Genomic DNA, 21,487 nt, shown 5'->3' on the forward strand with positions numbered 1-21,487 from the left:
CTAATATAAACCAAGTGCTTTATGTGCAGTAAAGGTTTTGTCTTTGTGAAAGTTTTTATCGCTTAAAACAGGGAGCAGATGGTAGCAATCAGGAGTCAGGGAAACCTGCAGCCTATTACCTACAACCTGTAACCTTATATACCTTCTTTAGGGTGGTTTTAGCGGTGGGGCTCACCTGTTCCCATTCCGAACACAGAAGTTAAGCCCACCAGCGCCGATGGTACTGCTAACGCGGGAGAGTAGGCCGCCGCCAGTTTTTATTTTATTTTTAAAAATCCTTTATCATAACGATAAAGGATTTTTTTTTGCTTTATACCCAGCTCAGGGTAATGAGCAATGAGTAATAGATAATAGATAATAGATAATAGATAATAGATAATAGATAATAGATGCGCGTAGTAAGCAATCATCAATTATTATTCATCACTTATCATTTACCACTTATTATTTGCAGCTTATTACTATTGTCACATACTCCAATTGTCACTCCGCAGAGTCTCAACAATTAGAATTAACTATATCTATTAAACTTAAGCATATTTCCTTTTTTACTTTTTAAATCCATAAAATGTACATGGGATTCCTGCGGAATGCCTCACCACTTAGGTGATCACTTATTAATAATCATTTATAACCCAACAGTCACTCGATAGTAATTCTAACAAATCCATTATTTCCTTCAACCCATCCCTACAGAGTATTAAATTTAGACCATAGCCCATCCCACTTTAATTTTCACTTAATCATTTAATTATCAAAAGCTTTTCACTCATAGTAATGATCTATGATATTGTGATTAAAAAGATTTGGTTGCTTTTATTAATAGATTTAGCATAAATAATTAGTGATTGTATATTAATTTAGTAATAATTACGTTTATTTGTTGAAATATCTTGTGATATTGTTAAATATATACCAAATCTAATTTTTATGAAAAAAACCATTTTTAAGGTTGGACTGCTCCAATCCTTATTCTTTTTCAGTGGATTGTATGCACAAACTGATTCAACTAAAGCGTCAAAAATTGACGAAGTAGTTGTTACAGCTTATGGTGTAAAAAAGGAAAAAAAAGCACTTGGATATTCATTCCAGGATGTGAAAGGACAAACCCTTGTCGACGCTAAAGAAAATAATGTAACCAATGCATTAGTAGGAAAAGTTGCCGGATTACAAGTGATTAAAGCAGGTTTTGGACCAGGTTCTTCCTCCAAGATTAATCTACGGGGTTTTAATTCTTTTACAGGAGATAATCAGCCTCTTATTGTGGTGGATGGAGTTCCGTTAAGTAATAACTTAGGATCAAAGGTTAAGCAGAATGGAAAAGATTCTAATAACGATTTCTGGAATCCGGATCTTGATATGGGAAATGGTTTAAGTGATATTAATCCGGACGACATCGAAAGCCTTTCCGTTTTAAAAGGAGGTGCAGCTTCTGCTCTTTATGGTTCCAGAGGTGGAAACGGTGTTATTTTGATTACAACCAAAACCGGTAAAAGAAGAGGAGGATTAGGAATTACATATTCTACAAGTTTAGGTTTTGAAAATATTTTTATGAAACCTGATTTGCAGCATAGTTTCGCACAAGGAAGTAATGGTTTACCCAATCTACAAGGGGGTGATAACACAACTTCCTGGGGACCCGCCTTTGAAGGATCAAATATGACGGTCCATGATAACTTAAAAAACTTTTTTAAGACAGGAACTACCGCACAGCATACATTGAGCTTTCAGGAAAGCATTGGTGAAGGATCAAGCTTATACACTTCTGCTAATTATTTAAACAGTAATAGCCAGATTCCGAATTCAAAATATGAGAGGTTCAATTTTATGGCAAAAATGAATTCTAATTTTGGGGCTAATAAAAGATGGACTACTGAGGTGAAAGCCCAATATATGAGTGTTAAAGGGACAAACAGACCTTCTGCAGGGCAAGGGGATGCTAATTACTACCCAAGAATCCTTCTGATGCCTCAAAATATTGATGTAAGAGATTATCGTGAGGGACAGATGCAAAATGAAGTAATGTCGCGCTGGATAACCTCCAATGGAGTTAATCCTTATTGGACAGCCTATAATGCATTAAATGCTGATAAAAAAGATAGATTTTTATTAAACGGTTATCTTAAATATCAATTTAATAACTGGCTGAGTGCAGATGTAAGGCTAGGGACAGATTTCTATTCTTTAAATAATGATGCAAGGGTTTGGACGGGATCTGGCCGTAATAATTCTTATTCTACCGGTCAGCAAAAGTTTTATGAGAATAATTATATTATAAGTCTTAATGCTAAAAAAGATAATATTATTGGTAAATGGGGAGGATCGCTTTCTGTTTATGGGCAAATGATGGAAAGCAGGGATAAGGCACTCTATTTTTCCACACAAAATCTGATTCTTGCCAATGTTTTCAGCACTTCTAATACGAGTGATCTTGCTTCTGTTACAACGACTGAAGTTGATATGTGGAAAAAAATTAATTCAGTATTTGCTGCTGCTGAAATTAATTATGACGGATATTGGTTTCTGAATGTTACGGCAAGAAACGATTGGTCTTCTACTTTGAATATTAATAACAGGTCTTATTTTTATTCTTCCGTGAGTACTTCACTAGTTTTGACAGATATGCTGAAAAAATTAAATGGTACAACTTTAAATGCCTTAACATTTGCTAAACTTCGCGCGGCTTACGCAGTTACAGGAAATTCTTTACCACCCCAACAGTTATATAATACCTATACCGCTTCCACAGATCCAAGCGGACATATAGTGCTTACAAGAAATAAAATTCTTTTTAATTCAAATCTTCATGCCGAGAAACTTAAAAGTTTTGAAGTCGGGGCAGATATGAAGTTTTTTGACAGAGTATCTCTGGATGTAAGTTATTTTAGTAATAATGCAACAGAGCAGCTGATAGATTTACCAATAAATCCTCTTTCAGGATATGAGAAAAAGAAAATTAATTCTGGAGGGCTGCATAACAAAGGGTTTGAATTTGTATTGAATACGGATATCTTTAAGAAGGAAAGTTTTGTATGGAATGTTAATGTCAACTTTTCAACATTAAAAAGTAACATCGATAAAATTGATGGGATTGTTTCAAAATACCCTTTATCAGGTTTTGATAACGTTGCTTTCTTCGCAGAAGTAGGAAAACCCTACGGAGCGATTTATGGAACGAAATTCTTAAGAGTAGAAGATACCAGCAGTCCTCATTATGGAAAGCTTATTGTGGATCAAAACGGATTACCGCGGGCTACTTCTGATCAATATTATCTGGGAGATCAAACCCCAAGAGCTTTGTTTGGCTTTACAAACAGCTTTGTTTATAAAAATATTGGACTTTCATTTTTAATTGACGGAAGAATCGGAGGTAAATTTTTCTCTGCAACACAGGCTGCATTACAAGCGAATGGACTTGCTGCAGACACTGCACCCGGAGGAAAACGTGATAATATGATTTTGGATGCCGTAGTGGAGGGCAATGGCGGTTATACAGCAAATACCAAAGAAATTACTCAACAGGATTATTGGGGAGCTGTAACATCTGGAAACTTAGGAATTACAGAACAAAACATTTATGATGCTACCAATATTCGCTTAAGAAATATTCAGCTGACCTATAATTTCCCTAAAAGTATTTTCCAAAAACTGGCCTTACAGAGTGCTAAAGTAGCTTTTACGGCCAATAACGTATGGATGATCTATAGTAAAGCCAAAGGAATTGATCCGGAATCCGTATTTGCAATTAATTCTAATGCTACAGGATTTGAAAACCTTGCTTTTCCTACTTCAAGATCTTACTTATTTACAATCACTTTAGGCTTTTAATTAACAACTGAAACAATGAAAAAATATATCTTATCATTTTTTACGATTGGTTTACTATGTACTTCATGCAATGATTTTGAAGACATCAATAATAACCCGTTTGCCGTAGACGCTAATAAGGCAGAACCTGAATATTTTTTAAATAACTCAATTCTCGGTGCCCAGCAAGATCCTAATATCGCAGAACGTGTTTTTGTTTTATACTGGAAAACGGCAGCAAGACAGCATTTGACAACCGGAATTGCAGGTGGAACTTACGACGATTCCTGGACTTCCGAGTACTGGAAATACATTTCAGACTGGTTGAATAATGCAAATGCGGCCATTCAGTTGGCTAATGAGAAAAAGGTAGCCGGGCAGGGAAAACCTTATTATGACAATGTCATTCAGATTTCCAGAATCTGGAGAGCTTATTTAATGAGTGAATTTTCGGATAATTTCGGACCTCAACCTATTCAGGCTTTCCAGGGAACGAATCCTACTTTCAATTCTGAAAAAGAAGTGTATTATTTTATTTTGGAAGAATTAAAAGATGCAGTCGCAAAAATGGACACAACCCAAGGCGTACCATCCAATGCAAATGCCTATGATATGGTGTATGGGTTTAACTGGACACAGTGGGTAAAATATGCCAACTCTATGAGGATGAGAATTGCCATGAGAATTGCCGAAGTAGATCCTTCAAAAGCAAAAACAGAATTTGAAGCAGCGGCTAATTCAAATATGTTTATCGCTACAAGTGCAGATAATTTTAAAGTTACTGAAAAACCGGGATGGGATGCGCTGACAGGTGTAATGTCCAGAGAATGGAACTCTCAGATCTTATCAGCAACCCTTAATAATTTATACATTGGCTTGGGAGGAGTAAATTCTACAGACCAGTTACCAGCGGCTCAACATACACAGGTAAAGGCTTCTGATTATATTGGTATAAAATATGATCAACAGTTCACTACAATGACCAACGACCCAAGTGCAGGATACTGGTTGGACGGATTACCCAATAAAATAGATCCGAGAGCCTATAAAACATTCTATATTCCTGGGGATCTTACAAGCCCGGTTTACTCATTATATCCAACTTATACCAATCAGGCAACTACCAATCACGGAGATCTTACGTTTGAAGACAATTCTAAAATAACAGTAAATACCGTAAATACATGGAACGCCTATACCATTGGAAACTGGGGCGTAAAAGGACAGAGAAATGGCTTAAGAAATGTAGTAGGATGTATGCCGGCTTTAGGTAAGCAGTACAGGGAAAGTAAGAATGCAAGAATATTTTTTGCAAGCTGGGAAACCTATTTCCTTTTGGCGGAAGCTGCATTGAAAGGCTGGACCGTTCCAATGAGTGATGAAGCTGCCTATAATAAAGGAATTCAGGAAAGTTTTGTTTATAATGGAGTTTCTCAATTCTATGGTCAATATATTGCTTCAACGGATTATAACCGTGATGGTACTTCTGTTTCTTATAGTCATATTACAGAACCGGGAGCAAGCCATACCATGAAATATAAAGATCCTGTCAACGGAAACTTAGTTTCGGTTGAAATTAAATATCCTGTGAATACCATCTATAAGAATGGATCGGTAAAGAATGATAAACTCACAAAGATTATTACCCAGAAATATATTGCCAATATGCCTTGGTTACCATTAGAATCCTGGAATGATCAGAGAAGACTCGGGCTGCCATTTTTTGAAAACCCAGCCATCGAAACTCCATTGCCAAACCTTCCTAATTTGAGCTCAGGAAACTATATGACGAATTCTATTCAGAATTTTCCTCAGAGATTAAGATATCCAAGTACTTTCAGAAATACGGATCAGCCCGGATATGATAAAGCTGTACAATTACTTGGTGGCACAGATGCTGTACTGACTCCTCTTTGGTGGGCCAAACATTAATTAAGTTTACATACTAAAAAACAATTCTTTTCTGATTTTGAAAAGGATTGTTTTTTTTATACAAATTGACTGAATATCTCTTTAAATGGATTGTTCAATTAATGATGATAAGTAGTATCTGGATTGGCTTTGGAGTTTAATTGGCTGCAATTGTGAAAACTATTTGTGTACTGTATGCCGCCGCAGGAATTGTTACAGAAACGCCGCTAATTTCCAATTGTACATTAATAGCGGAATAATCAACATTGTGGCTCACACCTAACACTCCGGTAAAAGTAATTGTTGAAAGTGTTGCGGAGCCGGTTTGCGGTATTTCTACATAATTCACATTTCCTCCTGAAATTGTTGCAGCGCAGCCTACACAAAGGCCATTGATCTTGGTTGTACCTCCGCTTCTTTTTGCGTAGAGTTTCAAAGCACTATTCCAGGAAGTGGGAACATGCTGCATACTGATTCTGGCGCCGGCACTTGTAAGAAGACTCAGGAAAGATCCTGGTAAATGTCCGGACAAAACTAATTGCGAAGGATTATCATAAGTTCCGGCATAGTTACTTCCTGCCTCTGTAATGGTAGGAACACTGACCGTCCAGCTTGTTCCTGCAATGTTTATGGTTTGCCCTTCAAGATAACTTCCCATTAGTAAAGCAATAATGTATAGATATCTTTTTAAGAACTGTTCTTTGAGAAAAGGGCTTTTTATTTTCATTTTTAATTTATTCTGTGATGGTATAGGTGATGACAATTGCTGTATTGGCCTGAGCCTGTAAGTTGGCATAAGTATTAGTGGCAAGTGAAATGGTGAGCGCGTGGCCGTTATTCGCTCCATTTCCGGTAAATGCTCCTCCGATACCACTAATAATGGTAGTTGGAGTAGTGGTAAGCGTAACCTGTCCTGCAGATGTCCCCAATGTTCCACCTCCGGCTCCGGAAGCTGCAGCGGCCTGAATTCTTATATTGACCCCTGCAATAACCTGATTAACAGATGCCGTAATTCTTCTTGTAAGTCCTCCGGAAGCGATAGCGGATGTATAGTTGATCCACTTTGATGTATTGGGAGTTGGCGCTACCAAAGCATTTCCAGCCTCGGTAGGACGTGTAAAATTTAAGGTTATACTTCCGGTAGGTTCAACATCCATTAACGTTACTACAGGCAATGTTATACTGACAGTAGTACTTGCGGTCTGGGAATAGATTGGACCGGATACAGCACAAAATACAATTAATAATATGGTACGGATCAGAATCATCTCTTCTTTTTTATTTCATTATATCCTACTTTCAAGGATTCCTGTTGATATTTGATCTCTATCTGCTGTTTAACAACATTGATACTTAATTTTTTTGTTTCCGAAGGTTGTAAAGTAAACAGGAATTTATCTGTTGTGATTTTATAGCGTTTATCCAGTCCGTTACGGTAAACTTTTACAATCCAGTCTCCCGGGCGGAGATAAGTGAAATCAAAATCTTCTCCTATATAGCATACCTTACGGAAAGTCTGGTCATTATTGGTAGCTTCCACAATAATACTTTCCCTTTTCTTTTTTCCTTTTACAGGTGATAGTTGCCCATAATCTTGTTGATCTTTCTCTCCGGTTTCCAGGAACTTGACATGTCCCTGAACATTGGCTGCTGTTGTTAATCCGAAATTAAAAGTATTCTCCTTATTCACCAATGAAAGACTGGCAGGAAACGTTTGAGTGGGAATATCATTGATTGCTGTAGTGGAGCGGTCTATTTCAAGAAAATAATTACCCGGGATAACATTTTTAAACATATAATTTCCCTCCTTATCCGTAATAGACAGATAACTTCCAAGCATTAATCTTACGCCTTCAGTCTTTTTTATACCCAGATTGCTGACATTTCCCGACAGCGAAATATATTCGGCAGTTTTCTGTACCGGAATGTTAGGACGCCAGGTATACCGCATTGAAAATATAAAATCTTTATCTCCGATTTCTCCTCTCTGCAATGAATATCTTCCGGATAGATCAAGTTCATTTCCGGGAAATAACTGCTGGCGAAAAAGAAGTTCAAACAGATTTCTGTCTCTGAAATATTCCTCTGGCATATAATTGTTCTGATAGAAGATACTTAAGCTGGTCTTATCAGAAAACTGACTGAAGATTCTAGCTCCGTAGTAAAGATTTCTCTGGTTTTGAAGCTGATATCTTGAGCTTATAGCATAACTTCCGAAGATGTTAAACGATGTTCTGAATTTTTGAAATGAAAGATTCGCAGAATAAAAACTGGAATTTCCATTAAATCCTGTCAGATAATTATCTGTTTTACCGAATTGTCCATCCACATTTATCTGAAATATACCTATCTGCTGATTAATACTTACCTTGAAGTAACGTTCATAGTAATCAAACTGTTTAGGTTCTAAACGGTCTTTATAGATTTGATATCCATTATTAAGGATGATGGAGCCGCGAGGGAGATATTTGTACTGTACGCCATATTGAAAATACTTTCTGTAGGGAGCAGCCAGTAACAGTGTATCTCTTTGAAAGTTTTTGGCATCCTGCATGTAATTGGCAAATACACTGATCTTTTTGGTGATATTATAGTAAATATTACCGTTAAAGGTATTTGTATTGGTAAAATATCCGGCAAAATCTGGGCTGGCTCTCATGTACATCAGGCTTCCGTTCAATTTTTTAAAAATGGCTTCTGCCTGTAATAAATAAGCTGTTCCATCTGTTTTTTGTGTTGTACTGTAGGCAAATTCTCCGGAAAGATTAATATTCTTTGAAACTTTAAATTTCCCTTTAGCATAAGGAAGGTGAGCATCTGAGTCAAGCTTTACATCTCCGAATCTGATCTCTCCATTTCTTGGAGTTTTGTAGAGATAGCCTACTGAAACTTCAGATTCTTTCCTGATTTTAAAGGCCGAATAGAAATTAAATTCATCTTTAATATCTCTGAAAAACCTCGGGTGATTATAGAACCCACCAAAGCTCACTTTATTAAAATCATATCGGATTTCTGCCCCGCGGCCATATCTTGCAAATTCTGTAAGATAAGAAGAAGAGTAGGTTTTGTCACCAAGATGAATATACAGTTTATCACGTTTATAATTCACAAAATATTCTTCATACTGGGTGAATGTATTAAGTTCTATCGGGTTGTGCGTGACAGCCCTGAATTCAATCTGATTTTTATTGTCTTTATCAAGAGTTCCTTTGCCATAAATTTCGCCTTGAAATCCATCATTATAAACGCCCATGTTCTGCATTCCTATGAAAGATAAAGAGAGGGCAACAGGTAATCTGTGATAAATATCGTTTTCAGATGGTTTTACCGATATTACCTGAGTGGTTGCATAGACGTCCTGATTTTCTTTAGGATAATTCTTCGGGTATACCGAAAGATTTAAGTTTTGAAATTCGTTTTGAGGAAGTTCAGGGTTTGTTACTTTGTGAATAGTAATGATCCTGGATTCATTGGGAGTAAGAACCAGTGACGGTTCATTATCAACAATAGCATTTTTACTTTCAAGAACAATGCTTTCTGTTGTATTACCATTATTTTTTAAAAGAAAAGACGAACGGATCGTTTCTCCTGCTCTTACAAATTCAGGTGTATTTAAAACCGTAACCAAAAGCTTCCTGTTCACTGAAACTATAATTTTTGCATTTTTTGTAAAAGCTGTTCCATGATTACGATCGGTAATGTTCAGGGTTACAGAATAAGTGCCCTGTCCTGTTTCTGATCCGATACGCAAAGGAACGAGATATACTGATGTCTCGTGAGGAGAAATCTGGAATTCTCCTTTTATTAGAATAGGACTAATCAACGGGCTTGATGTGGTAACTGAAATATCATAGGTCCGGGTTTCAGCCGAATTATTTTCCAATGTGAAGGGAATAGAAGTAGACATTCCCGGCATTAAACTATCTTTTTTACTGATCAATCGGTTGGATTGCTCCTGAGAAAAAATAAATACCGGGAATAGTGATATGATAATAAATAAAGTCCAAGTTCTAATCATTTTTTACTTCTAATTCCACATTGAGTGCAAAAGCATTCTCTTCTTCATCTGTAGCTATGATAGCTGCTTTGTATTTGTCAGGAGGTAGTTTACTGAGATCAATGTAAAATGTTTTGGAGGTGTCTGGTAACAGCCCCATCGTTAAACTTGAATACGTTCCCACCTTTTCACCCGTTTTACGGTTATAGATTTCAATGGAAGCTGTAGGTTTACAGTAAAGATTGCCATTATTGGCTATTGCTATCTTTGCTGTTTGTTTTCCCTCCTGTTTTTCCACTTTTACACTTTCAAATTTAAGGTCCGTTTTGCCCTTTTCTGTTTCAAAATCTGTAATGACCTGAATAGCATACCGTATAATAGAAGTGATACTGACTCCCGGTTTATTATCACTGGGTTTTATCTCTTCTACCGGTTCTACAATGATCACACTCCAGTAGCTTCCCGGTTCCATTGCCTTATCGGGAACTGTTATTTCATACAATATCTCGGTCTTTTCCTTACCTTTAAGGGTAACAAGATTGGTATTGAGCTTTAACCATTCTCCGTTACTGCGTTTATTGGTACGTAAAGCTGTATAATTGATGGTTCCATCTGCGTGATAGGTATAATCCTGTAAAAATATTTTTACACTCTGAGGATTGCTGCCTGTGTTTTCAATAGCAACTTTTCCTTTATACACCTTTCCGTTTTCGATTTTATAAGAATGCGTAAGCCCGTTGATAATCACAATACCGGCATGTAAAAAGCTGAACTGCAAAATCAGGGTGATCAAAATAAGGATACGCTTTATCATGATGTAAAGTTTGGAGTTAAATTATGAGTAATACAAAGCCAGGAAGAAACTGAATAACAGCTTCTTCTTGTTTTTGAAAGGCAAAATTGAATTTTAATTAAATTCTAATTATCTGATATTGTATAAGTAACGGTAGCAACAACAGTAGCTGTTGCCTGTAAATCTGCATAAGCTGCTACACCTCCAGGACCGCTTCCTGCAGCGAGTGCATAGGTGAGATTGTGACCGTTATTAGCTCCATTTCCTGTATAAGCACTTCCAATACCAGAAATAATAGTCTGGTCAGTACCGGTTAAGGTAAGCAGACCTGCAGAAGTTCCTAATGTACCTGCTCCTGCTCCGGTGGCAGCCGCCGCCGTTACATGAAGATCTACTCCAGGAATGATAGCGTTCATTTTTACGCTTACGTTACGGGAAGGATCTGCCACAGATTTAATAGAAGAATAATTAAGCCACAAAGTAGTGTTGGCCGCAGCGGGAAGAATAGGATTTCCCGCTTCAGTAGGAGCTGTAAATCCAAGAGTGATATTTTTTGTTGCTGCTGGTTCAATATCTACCAATGCAACTTCGGGAATAGAAATGGTAACCGTATGGTTATCTGTAGCAAGGTCTTGTGCACTCAGATTCCCAGATAAAGCAAATGCAAATAAAGACACTGCAATAGTTAAATTTAGTTTTTTCATGACATTGTAATTAGTTACATGAAGATAATAAAATTCAGCTTATGGTGATAAAAATATACCACATTTTTTATTTAAGTGTTTATTTATCATATGTAATGCATTATAATTATGAAATAACTCAAAAAAAATCCTGCACAATTTTGTACAGGATTTTATCGGTATTATAAAGGTTTTTTACGCCCAATGCGGATCGGAAACAGAGACTTTTCCGGTTTCTATACGTCCGGCAAAGTGCCACAAATGCTCGTTTGATGTTATTTTCAGATCATACCACCCTTTAAATTTATCAAGATCGATCATTATTTTTTCCTCTGATTTTTGTACAGAAATTGTTTTCTTATTTTTTGTGTACAAATCTTCCAGATTGATGGTGAAATTTTTCTTTTTGTCATTTCTTATAGTCAGCTCCACTTGGTTTTTTGCGCTCACATTCACCAAAATTATCTCTATTTCCGGTGAAATACTTCCCTGGAATTTCCTGAAAAAGCCATTGGGACCGAAAATTTCATAATCATAGGCTCCGGAATGTACAGCATGGGATAAACTTTGCATGGAATATAAAGCATATGAAAAGTGATAATTATTACTGTTAAATTGCGTCCTGTCATAAACAAGCAAAGGAACTCCATTCTCTTTGAGATTCGTCATTTTGATCTGCCCGCCTTCTAAATTGACATGGAAGTGATACGGCAGCGGATTGGATGGCTTGAGACCTCTTTCCTGAATGTCAAGTAAGCTGTCTTTAAGTTCATCTTCAGAATACCATTTCAGATCAGGAACAGGCTTATTTCTGGCGGCATTGATGGTTTTAGCATAATCTTTCTGATTCAGATAATTCATCTGTGGAGCTTTTACACCGGAAGAGTTAAACGCAGAGGTAAGATCTCCGCATATTGCTCTTCTCCAGTCACTGATATTGTCAATATGTACATTCTTTTTGAATTTTTTCATAATAAACTTCTCCAGAAACTGCAGTACAGAAGTGTGATCTGATACTTCGGAATTGACGAAGCCTCCTTTTGTCCATGGCGATGCGATAATCATCGGTACTCTATATCCTAATCCTACGGTTCCTTCAACTTTTTCATAATTTTTTAAAGAAGGATTACTCATATATTCCTGAGATTGATCTACATATTCCACCCCTTCTTTTCCGTTCATATCAACAGGCTGGCTTGGATTCACAGGTGGAGCGAAAGGCAGTACGTGGTCAAAATACCCGTCGTTTTCATCGTAATTGATGATGAAAATTGTTTTTTTCCAGGTTTCAGGATCTTGGGTCAGAATATTCAAAACTTCTGAAATATACCATGCTCCGTACCAAGGTGATCCCGGATGGTCCGAGAAATGTTCAGGAGCTACCAGCCATGAAACCAATGGAAGCTTTTTTTCTTCTACATCTTTACGGAACTGAAATAATACATCTCCTTCCGGCACAACCAGTCTTTCTCCGTTTTCATCTTTTCCGATCTCCAGTTTCCAGTAATCCGGATCGTTGGAATTGGTCGTAAAAGCTTTTTCGTGAAGGTTTTTCTCCTCTTTTGAAAGTTTGGAATAATTATCAGGATGGTATTTCACCTGATCTTCCTGTACCTCCGCCAGCATAGCTTCAAGTCTTTCTTTCTGTTTAGGATTTTTTTCAATTTCCTGCTTCAGATAAGCGATGATGTTGGGAATATTCTGATAATATCCTTTTGAAAATTTAACGTTGAATCTTGAAAACCATTCAATCGGGTTATCTGTAAAATTACTTAGCCAGGCTTCCTGCTCTCCGGACATTCCCTTTGGAAGGCTGATTTCGTTCTGATAAATTCTCCACGAAACATTCTGCTGTTCTAAGATTTCCGGGAAGCTTTTCCATTTTGCCTGTCTTGCTTTGTCATAGTCAATGTTTTCATTCACAACATTGGCTTTTACCTTTCCGTTTTGCTGTTCTCTCAAGGTTCCGGACCAAAGAAACAACCTGTTGGGAGTTGTTCCGGTAAGAGAAGAGCAGAAATACTGGTCGAATATCGTGAATGCATCGGCCAGCTGATAATAAAACGGAAGATCTTCACGGTTATAATAGCCTAGTGTCAATGGGATATTCTTATAATCTTTATTACCTGAGGCTTTCGCCTGCAGCCATTGGTCAAATTTTCCTTTGTTCAATGCTTTTTGCTGATCAGCCCATGAATGTGGAAGCGAGCTCATCCAGGTAGATTTTGTGTTTCTTAAATCCAGTCGGGCGGGAGATGCATATTTTCCGTCGTCATTTTTTTGAAAGAAAACAGAATGTCCATCCTGTTTTACAAAAGCTCTTTTATCCAAAAAACCTCTTACTCCTTTAAGCGCACCAAAAGCGTGATCAAATGAACGGTTCTCCTGCATCAGGATGACAACATGCTCTGCATCATAAAATGTAGACTGAGCAGCCGGATCAATGGCTAAAGCTTTTAAAATAGAAGGATGCAGAACACCTGAAGTTCCTAATCCTGCTAATAAAAGACTTGATTTCTCTAAAAATTCTCTTCTGTTCATGTTCAATCGTAATAAGAAAGAAACCGCAAGTTAATAGGATTTTCCTGCGATTTCTTTGTTTTATATAAAAATAATCAGATTTTTATTGTAACCACCAGGGTTTGGAGTTGATATTATCATTTCCTCCATACTGAGCGGTTAAAGAAGCTTTTAAATTATTGCTGTTGTAATTATACTCAGACTGTGGATATCTGAATCTGAAAGGTGCTGCAACTCCTGCCTTTAAAGGATAATTTGGAAAGCCTGTTCTTAAATAATCAAAGTAAGAAGTCCATTGTGCCTGATGGAACATCGTCATGTATTTTTGAGTCATGATCTTCTCCAGTTGTGTTTGTAGTGGATCCGCATTATTATAAACGACTAAAGGAGTGGCCAGATATTGATTCACATCAAAGCCTGAGAAATATTGTCCCGGATTTTTCACATAGGTCTGATAAAAATTGAAACTCGCTTTAATGGCATTGTCATAATGTGTCTTTGCAGATCCCGAAATCCAGCCTCTTGCCGCAGCTTCAGCCAGAATAAACTCAAGTTCTGAGTAACTCAATACAGAAGAAGGTTCATTGGTAGGATCTTTATAAAAACGGTCGTTTACTTTAGAAATGTTTTTTGCCGTAATCAGTGCTGCATTATCAGAATAAGGGGAAATAGGATTTCCGCCGTTATATCCAGTGTAATCTGTAATTGCTTTTCCGGCTTCTTTAGCTCCGGTAGTTTGTGCTGCAAAGGTGAACAAACGCGGGTCATGTCTGTCTTTGAACATATTAATAAAATAATCTGCCATGTACAGACTTGAACCATATCCACTGTTGTTAAACATAGTGTATCTGCTGTCAGCAGCATCCGCAAACTTAAGTTCACCATTATCTGCAATGGAAGTCATGAGAGACTGACTTCCTGCAATAGAAGCAAATTCTGCAGCGATATTATAACTTCCTATGGTTGTTTTTTTAGATAAAGTGATCAGAATTTTCAGACGGAATGAATTGATCAGTTTTTTCCACTTTAAAGCATCGCCGTTGTAGACAATATCTCCTTCAATTTTATCATTGGTATTAATAAGATCATTGGCTTCCTTTAATTCTGATAAAATTCCGGACATGATTGCTTCCTGGGTATCATATTTAGGCTGAGTAATTCCTGATTCACCTTTAGCTGCTTCAGAATAGGGTGCACTCCCTACTTTTAAGCTGATATTGAAAAAATGATAAGCTCTTAAAAACTTTCCAATGGCCAGATAATTTTTATTTCCTCTTTTTTCCGCCTCCTGCATCATTTTTCCGGTATTCAGGAGCTCTCTTGTATATACTTCAAATGAGGTATCATTCCATTTCATATACTGGTATGAATTCTCGCCATCGGTACCAATCATCATCCTTGAAGCGTACATATTATCTCCATTGACCTGGAAAGTATACTTTTCTACGTAGGTCAAAAGATATTTGGGGTCAATGCTGGCCTGGTCATTCGGGTTTTCATTGATAGTATCAAGGTTGGATTCACATGATGCTAATGTCAGAAGTCCGGCTGTAAATATAGATTTCATCATCCATATTGCGGTTTTACCTTTTTGCCCTTTCACTTTGTTTATATTATTTTTCATTGTCTAGACGTACTTTTTAGTTAAAACTTAAGATTAAATCCGATTCCAAACCATCTGCTGGATGGATCCTGAATGTCATTCTCTGTTTTTGCCTGAAAATCAGGGTCAGAATATAAGTTCTTTGATTTTTTCCACATTGCCAGATTATAAGCAGAAATATTAGCAGTGAAACCTTTTACCATTCCTTTAGGATTCAATAATGAAGAGAAGTCATATTCTAATACTACAGATCTAAGCTTGACGAAAGTTCTGTCGAAAACGTTCGCAAACTCTTCGCTTTCATCCTGCGTTACTCTTGCACGGTATGGATAGTTTTGTGCCCAGTCCTGATAGCTGATTGCTTTGGTGTGTGGTGTATAAAGCCCGGTTGCCGGATTGTAATTAACCCCATCCGGTACAAAATAGTACGTTCCCGGATTCGCATATTCAAGATCTCTGTACGCTACAGAATTAGGATGTTTTCCTCCCCACCACATTTTTTCCACTACCTGCGACCTCATCACGCCACCGATACTTCCATCGATTCCGATGTTTAAAGTGAATTTTTTATATTTAAAAGTGTTGTTGAAACCGAAAGTCCAGTCAGGATTGAAATGTCCCAGGTTACTTGGGTTATTAGCTCTTGTCGGCATTCCTGTATTAGCATCAAGAATTACTTTTCCATCCGGAGACTTTTGCCATGTATAATCATAATAGCTGTCCATTCTTTCTCCTAACTTAATATTCTTGTAGTTCGGCATATTATCATAAATGGAAGTCAGCTTTTGTTCATAAGTACTCCAGTTGATCAAGGTTTTCCAACTGAAATCAGCAGTTTTTACCGGAACTAAACCAAGGGAAACTTCAAATCCTTTCGTAGTATATTCATTTCCGTTTACATATTGTGAGGTAAACCCTGATGATTCAGCTGCCGGGAACTGAAGAATATTATTATAATCTAATGTTCTGAAATAGGTGGCATCGAAGGTAATTCTGTTATTCAGGAAACCTGCGCTTAACCCTAATTCATAAGATTTTGTCTGCTCCGGTTTCAAAGAATTTTCTACGTTCAGAGTGGTTGGGTAATAATACGTAGGATTTCCGTTGAATGTGATTCCCTCATTGTTCAGATAATAGTTTCTGATGGAATATGGCTGGAAATCATAAGCTACTTTTGCCCATGATGCGGAAAGTTTCAGCATGTTGATAGATTCCGGTAGTTTTACCAGATTTGAAATAACCGCACTGATGGAAGCAGAAGGATAGAAATAAGATCTGTTGGCTTTAGGAAGAGTGGAAGACCAGTCATTACGTCCGGAAATATTGATGAAGAAAGCATTATACACTCCGATATCAATGGTTGAATAAGCACTGTAAATTAACTTTTCCTTTAAATAGGTATAATTTTTAAGCGCTCCGATAGAGTTTTCGAATGTGTATACTTCAGGAATCTTTAATCCGTCTGTAGACCTTTCATTGTTGTTGTTTTTATAATAGAAAGCAGAACCTCCGGCATTGATTGTAAAATCAAAGTTTTCAGATATTTTTTTCTTATAAGTTGCCAGAACATCATAGTTGAGATTCCATGTTTTATTATCTTTCAGAATATATCCACCACTTCTTGGCGCGCTGTAGTTGAAATAAGAGTAAGGACTCAATACTTCCGTTTTGCTGTGATTTTCAACCAGGGAAATTTTTCCTTTTACAGAAAGGTCCTGTGTTGCTTTATATTCTAACCCTGTCTGGGCATTGATGATATTGGTTCTGTTCTGATTTTTGTAATATTCCGCTCCAAACCATGGATTGTTGTACCATGCATAGTTCCAGTTGGCCTGTGCTCTTCCTTCTTTTCCGGGAATCCACATATGGTTTTTCAATGCTTTTCCGTCTACATCGCCTCCCATCCAGATCAGGATGGTGTACATATGCCCGCTTGGATTATAATCGTAATTAGGAATATTAGGAGTAAAAGCCTGGTTGAAGTTGAATTTTGTATCAAATATTAATTTTTCACCAAGATGATTTTCAGAAGAGAAGTTGATTCCATATTTCTGAAGATAGGAATTGGGAACTCTGTCATCATAATTCATGAAGTTCCCGGAGAATCTGTAGATGTCTTTGTTGTTTCTATAGCTGATCGCAAAATTATTATTGTTGATCACCGCAGGCTTTAGGAAAGTGCTTAAGTTATCATGGTATTTCCAGTCGATCGGAACTCTTTCATACCTTGATTTATCATCATACTGAGTTCCTGTCACAGCTCCGTACCACGGAACAACCTGTCCTGTTACTTTATCTCTGATAGGGCTGTTCCACTGGGCAATCTGTAGCCCGGGAACAAATTTTGGGCCCCAGATCATATCTCCGTCATTCACCCCGCCATCGGCTCCGTCCCAGAATTCGTATTTTCCATGGGACCCGTTTCCATATTCAGTCTGGGTTTTTGGAAGATTGGTAAATCCTCCCGTAATCATGGTGTTTTGTGAAAACTCTACGGAGAATCCTTTTTTCTTAGCATTTTTTGTGGTGATTAAAACAGCTCCGTAACGACCTCTTGAACCGTATAGCGCAGAAGCGGTAGCTCCTTTCAGGACGTTGATGTTTTCAATATTGTTAGGATCTAAATTCTGGAAAACTTCTTTTTCTACAATCACACCATCAATCACAAAAACCAGATTGGAATTTCCTCTCAATGTAAATTGCGGAGCCTGTTGCATTCCTGTAGGATTGGAAACATTAAGACCCGCTACCTGTCCTGAGAATAAATTACCAATACTTGGCGTAGTGATGGTTTCAAACTGTTTCGTTCCCACTTCCTGAGTGGAATAACCAATCTTTTCTTTCTTCTTGGCAATACCTAACGCGGTAATAACAACGCCTTCAATCAGCTTTTCGCTTGGTTTTTTTAAAATAACGGCATACTGTTTTTTGGAAGAAACCTCAACGGTATAAACAGAAAAATCAGGTGCAAAAAATTCAAGAATGTCTTTGGGGTTTGCAGAAATGGTGAAGTTACCATTTTCATCTGTAGTAGCAGTCTTTCCTGTGTTTTTGTCGGTGATATTTACACCGGAAACACTAGAACCGTTTTCTGATTTTACATTTCCTGAAATATTGATTTCCTGTGCAGAAAAATAAAGAGGAAGTAAAAAAACGGCAAAAGTGGCTAGAGTTTTCTTCATTTTTTTGAAGGCAAATTTAGCAGTGCACTGTTACCTGTACTTTAATGATGTATTAAAATAAAAATACGATTTAATATTTTTTAACATGAAGAATTAATAAATAAGTAAAATGGAAAATATCCTTTGTTTAGGGACTTTTGCTTTATTATATAGATATTAATATAAGTAGGGATGCTGAGAGAGGGAAGTTGGAAGTTATTGAGTCTTATCAACTTCCTGAAATCCTCAGTAATAAATTTTTGAAAAAAAACTTTTCTATAAAAACAACAGGATAGTAAAACTGTGACTTCGAGAACTTCCAGCCTCCAGCTTCCCTCTTCCTTTCTTTTTTAAAACCTGCTCAGAATTCCCCAGTGAATTTTGATATCATTAAATTTAAAAGGATTTCCAAACTCATTACCATTAGACAGCTGGAAACTCATCAGACCAATAGGAATAAAGAAATTGAAACCGAGTCCGACACTATAGAGTTTAGGTTTTACATTTAAAGATTTATTATTGAGCTGGCCATATTGTCCAAAGACGTCAAAGAATGCCTGATTACCGATCAGATACCGGTATTCCAGACTACCATAATAATAAAAGTCGGCGGCAAGAGAGTTTTCATTGAATCCCCGCATGGAATTCCAACCTCCAAAACGATATAATTCATTGGCGGAAAACTCTATTTTGGAATCCATCATGGCACCTTCCGCTTTAATGTTCAGAAAATGATTTCCTGAAATGTGATAATTATGTTCACCAAAGAAATAAAACTGATTCTGATTGGCTTTAATATTATCTTTAGAATAGGTGGTTGTTAAGAAGTCATATCCGGCATTGATCCTTGTTTTGTAAAGGAAAAGGTCAATATCTGTGGGTTCTGTCATTTCATACCATATCCCGATCCCTTTTTTGTTGTAATCTTTTCCCTGAACGTATAGGGTGTCAATAATAGTAGAGGTTTCGAGAGTCGCTCTCAAACCGATTTTATTTCGGTTATTGATATGGTAATAAAAGGCCGGAAGGAATTTCACGTTGGCAAATGTTGAGTCCTGTCTGTAGATATTTACTTTCGTATCCATCCCGATATTCGATTTGAACAGGTATGGAATATCCACCCTAAGATCGAAATTCTGCCCTTTATCCGGGTTTCTCTGCCAGTATAAATTGACGGTTTCAAAACCATTGAACATATTCCTGAAATTGACATTCATGGTTCCGTTTAAGGTAAACTTGGAGCTTTTGTCATTTCCAAAACCAATCACTCCATCGAAGGTATTCGTCTTTTTCTTTTCCAGGAACAGGTAAATACTGGTAGAGTCTTTCGTAAATAAAGTTTGCGGCTGCCGTTCAAGTGTCAGGAAAGGATGGCTCTGGAAGGTTTTGTTGATGGCTAAAAGATTTTTGTCATCATAGTTTTTACCTTTAAACTCCTTTTCCAGGTTTTTGATAAATCTTTTGGGAACTTTTTCGTATCCTTTTACCACAAAGCCGTTGATCGTTCTTTTATCATTCTTGTTGATGTCGAGTTCTACAATGGGATAACCGTTTTTCTGCCCTTTATATTTTGATTTGATTCTGCTGAAAGAATACCCTTCATCAATATAAGTTTTGTTGATGCTTTTCTTGGTAGAGTCTAAATTTTTAGTGAAAAAATCTTTCTGAATCTTTAATTTCTGAACCAGAGAATCCGTAAGGTTGACATACGTTTCATTGAAATTTTTTCCTTTATCGTAGAAAATTTCCGTGCTGTCCCCTTTTACCTTTACGTTTTTCAGCTGGGTGAAAAAATAATTACTTTGGGCTAAGGAATCAAGAAACTTTACTGCGGAAGTAGAATCTTTTACTTTTTTCCTGACTTTAGTTTCCGTGTCAATCAGCCAATACTGCTTCTTCTGCGCTTGTGTGAAAACGCAGAACAGTACAAAAAATATTTTTAAAAGTAATTTCAATTTATCCTTCTGAATATGAAGAGGAATCTCTATAAAAATACAAAAGATTCTTCACTGCATTTCATTCCATTCAGAATGACAATGCGCCTTATCAATCAACTAATTTTTATCCAGTTTATTATACTTCTTCATCAAATTCTCATAAGTTCCCTGTGGAAGAATCCATTTCAAAGGAACCCCGATTTTCTGCCCGAATTTACCAAAATAATAATGAGCTTTCCATTTATTTTTTGCTAAAAGTTTTTCAATGTATTCTGCTACTTCCAAAGGTTCTGTTCCGTCATTCACGTGAGAATTCATCAGCGCATATACTTTGTCAAAAACATTTTTGTAAGGCTGGGAAACCTGTGCAATCACTCTATTGTCTGCAATATTGGTTTTAATATCTCCCAAATGCAGCGAACATACATCAATATTCCATGGGTAGACTTCATACCTCATCGCTTCAGTTACTTTATCCAATGCAGATTTGGAAGCCGAATAAAATCCGCGGAAAGGCAGACCCATTTCACTTCCTATACTGGAAACATTAATGATTTTTCCGAATTTGTGTTCACGCATATTCGGAAGAACGGCGCTCATCATCTGTACAGGTCCGGCAAGATTCAGGCTGAAAAGTTTCAGAATATCTTCTTTGGTAGAATCTTCTACGGCACCTACCATTCCCATTCCGGCATTATTGATCAGAACATCAATTTTAGTTTCTGTTTTTAAAACCTCAGCAACAGCATTCTGAACAGCGGTGTTGTCTGTTACATCTGTAGGTATGGATTTGAAGTACTGGCTTTCTGTATGCTTTCTGCTTAATCCATATACTTTATGTCCTTTTTTACCAAAATATTCGGCCAATGCAAACCCGATTCCTGATGAGGTTCCTGTTATAATGATGGTCATTGAATTCGTATGATTTTTAATGTTTTTATTTTACTTCTGATGCCAGTGAGACATTTTTAAAGGTCTGTGTTCAAAAGTAAAATCTATTTTCAGCAAATGTAAAAAAAGAAAAATGAACTCAGGGATAGATAATATCTGAAAATTAGAGATATTATTTAAATAA

Annotated in this window: 12 protein-coding genes and 1 rRNA gene; 3 read left to right on the top strand and 10 right to left on the bottom strand. The window is 36.9% G+C overall.

Features of this window, described 5'->3' with window-relative positions; genetic code table 11:
• The first annotated feature begins 148 nt into the window (after window positions 1-148).
• The 3 genes from rrf to J2786_RS09305 all read left to right on the top strand — a co-directional run bounded on the left by rrf (window position 149) and on the right by J2786_RS09305 (window position 5,739).
• Window positions 149-256, top strand: a 5S ribosomal RNA gene (gene rrf / locus J2786_RS09295).
• A gap of 674 nt (window positions 257-930) precedes the next feature.
• A complete protein-coding gene (locus tag J2786_RS09300; protein ID WP_047435769.1) occupies window positions 931-3,828 on the top strand; it encodes a SusC/RagA family TonB-linked outer membrane protein in 2,898 nt (965 codons plus the stop codon).
• Between the two features lie 15 nt (window positions 3,829-3,843).
• The gene (locus J2786_RS09305) at window positions 3,844-5,739 is read left to right on the top strand and encodes a SusD/RagB family nutrient-binding outer membrane lipoprotein (protein WP_047435766.1); all 1,896 of its coding nucleotides are present in this window, start codon (window positions 3,844-3,846) and stop codon (window positions 5,737-5,739) included.
• Window positions 5,740-5,875: 136 nt separating this feature from the next.
• On the opposite strand, the gene J2786_RS09310 is transcribed toward J2786_RS09305, so the two are convergent.
• From J2786_RS09310 to J2786_RS09355, 10 genes are all read right to left on the bottom strand, one after another.
• Window positions 5,876-6,445 (bottom strand): hypothetical protein, encoded by a 570-nt coding sequence (locus J2786_RS09310; protein WP_052187150.1) that lies wholly within the window; start codon window positions 6,443-6,445, stop codon window positions 5,876-5,878.
• Window positions 6,446-6,452: 7 nt separating this feature from the next.
• Entirely contained in the window at window positions 6,453-6,986 is a 534-nt protein-coding gene (locus tag J2786_RS09315) for a hypothetical protein (protein ID WP_047435763.1), read from the bottom strand.
• The gene (locus J2786_RS09320) at window positions 6,983-9,736 is read right to left on the bottom strand and encodes a COG1470 family protein (protein ID WP_047435761.1); all 2,754 of its coding nucleotides are present in this window, start codon (window positions 9,734-9,736) and stop codon (window positions 6,983-6,985) included. The genes J2786_RS09315 and J2786_RS09320 overlap by 4 nt, the downstream gene beginning before the upstream one ends.
• Complete coding sequence (locus J2786_RS09325) at window positions 9,729-10,529, bottom strand: WxL protein host-binding domain-containing protein (protein WP_047435758.1); 801 nt, start codon at window positions 10,527-10,529, stop codon at window positions 9,729-9,731. Before J2786_RS09325 ends, J2786_RS09320 begins: the two co-directional genes overlap by 8 nt.
• 104 nt (window positions 10,530-10,633) lie before the next feature.
• Window positions 10,634-11,212 (bottom strand): hypothetical protein, encoded by a 579-nt coding sequence (locus tag J2786_RS09330; RefSeq protein WP_047435752.1) that lies wholly within the window; start codon window positions 11,210-11,212, stop codon window positions 10,634-10,636.
• A gap of 174 nt (window positions 11,213-11,386) precedes the next feature.
• Window positions 11,387-13,732, bottom strand: a complete 2,346-nt coding sequence (locus J2786_RS09335; RefSeq protein WP_047435749.1) for a phosphocholine-specific phospholipase C — start codon at window positions 13,730-13,732, stop codon at window positions 11,387-11,389.
• 82 nt (window positions 13,733-13,814) lie between these two features.
• A complete protein-coding gene (locus J2786_RS09340) occupies window positions 13,815-15,335 on the bottom strand; it encodes a SusD/RagB family nutrient-binding outer membrane lipoprotein (RefSeq protein WP_310024909.1) in 1,521 nt (506 codons plus the stop codon).
• Between the two features lie 20 nt (window positions 15,336-15,355).
• Window positions 15,356-18,496, bottom strand: coding sequence for a SusC/RagA family TonB-linked outer membrane protein (locus tag J2786_RS09345; RefSeq protein WP_047435746.1), 3,141 nt, complete (start codon window positions 18,494-18,496; stop codon window positions 15,356-15,358).
• Window positions 18,497-18,825: 329 nt separating this feature from the next.
• Window positions 18,826-20,430 (bottom strand): autotransporter assembly complex protein TamA, encoded by a 1,605-nt coding sequence (locus J2786_RS09350; RefSeq protein ID WP_052187149.1) that lies wholly within the window; start codon window positions 20,428-20,430, stop codon window positions 18,826-18,828.
• 99 nt (window positions 20,431-20,529) lie between these two features.
• The gene (locus J2786_RS09355) at window positions 20,530-21,324 is read right to left on the bottom strand and encodes an SDR family oxidoreductase (protein WP_047435743.1); all 795 of its coding nucleotides are present in this window, start codon (window positions 21,322-21,324) and stop codon (window positions 20,530-20,532) included.
• Window positions 21,325-21,487 lie beyond the last annotated feature (163 nt).

Origin of the sequence: Chryseobacterium vietnamense (assembly GCF_031454475.1) — a bacterium.
Lineage (GTDB): Bacteria > Bacteroidota > Bacteroidia > Flavobacteriales > Weeksellaceae > Chryseobacterium > Chryseobacterium vietnamense.

Coding starts and splice junctions, on each gene's coding strand:
- J2786_RS09300 (WP_047435769.1), top strand. CDS start 931: ATGAAAAAAACCATTTTTAAGGTTGGACTGCTCCAATCCTTATTCTTT.
- J2786_RS09305 (WP_047435766.1), top strand. CDS start 3,844: ATGAAAAAATATATCTTATCATTTTTTACGATTGGTTTACTATGTACT.
- J2786_RS09310 (WP_052187150.1), bottom strand. CDS start 6,445: ATGAAAATAAAAAGCCCTTTTCTCAAAGAACAGTTCTTAAAAAGATAT.
- J2786_RS09315 (WP_047435763.1), bottom strand. CDS start 6,986: ATGATTCTGATCCGTACCATATTATTAATTGTATTTTGTGCTGTATCC.
- J2786_RS09320 (WP_047435761.1), bottom strand. CDS start 9,736: ATGATTAGAACTTGGACTTTATTTATTATCATATCACTATTCCCGGTA.
- J2786_RS09325 (WP_047435758.1), bottom strand. CDS start 10,529: ATGATAAAGCGTATCCTTATTTTGATCACCCTGATTTTGCAGTTCAGC.
- J2786_RS09330 (WP_047435752.1), bottom strand. CDS start 11,212: ATGAAAAAACTAAATTTAACTATTGCAGTGTCTTTATTTGCATTTGCT.
- J2786_RS09335 (WP_047435749.1), bottom strand. CDS start 13,732: ATGAACAGAAGAGAATTTTTAGAGAAATCAAGTCTTTTATTAGCAGGA.
- J2786_RS09340 (WP_310024909.1), bottom strand. CDS start 15,335: ATGAAAAATAATATAAACAAAGTGAAAGGGCAAAAAGGTAAAACCGCA.
- J2786_RS09345 (WP_047435746.1), bottom strand. CDS start 18,496: ATGAAGAAAACTCTAGCCACTTTTGCCGTTTTTTTACTTCCTCTTTAT.
- J2786_RS09355 (WP_047435743.1), bottom strand. CDS start 21,324: ATGACCATCATTATAACAGGAACCTCATCAGGAATCGGGTTTGCATTG.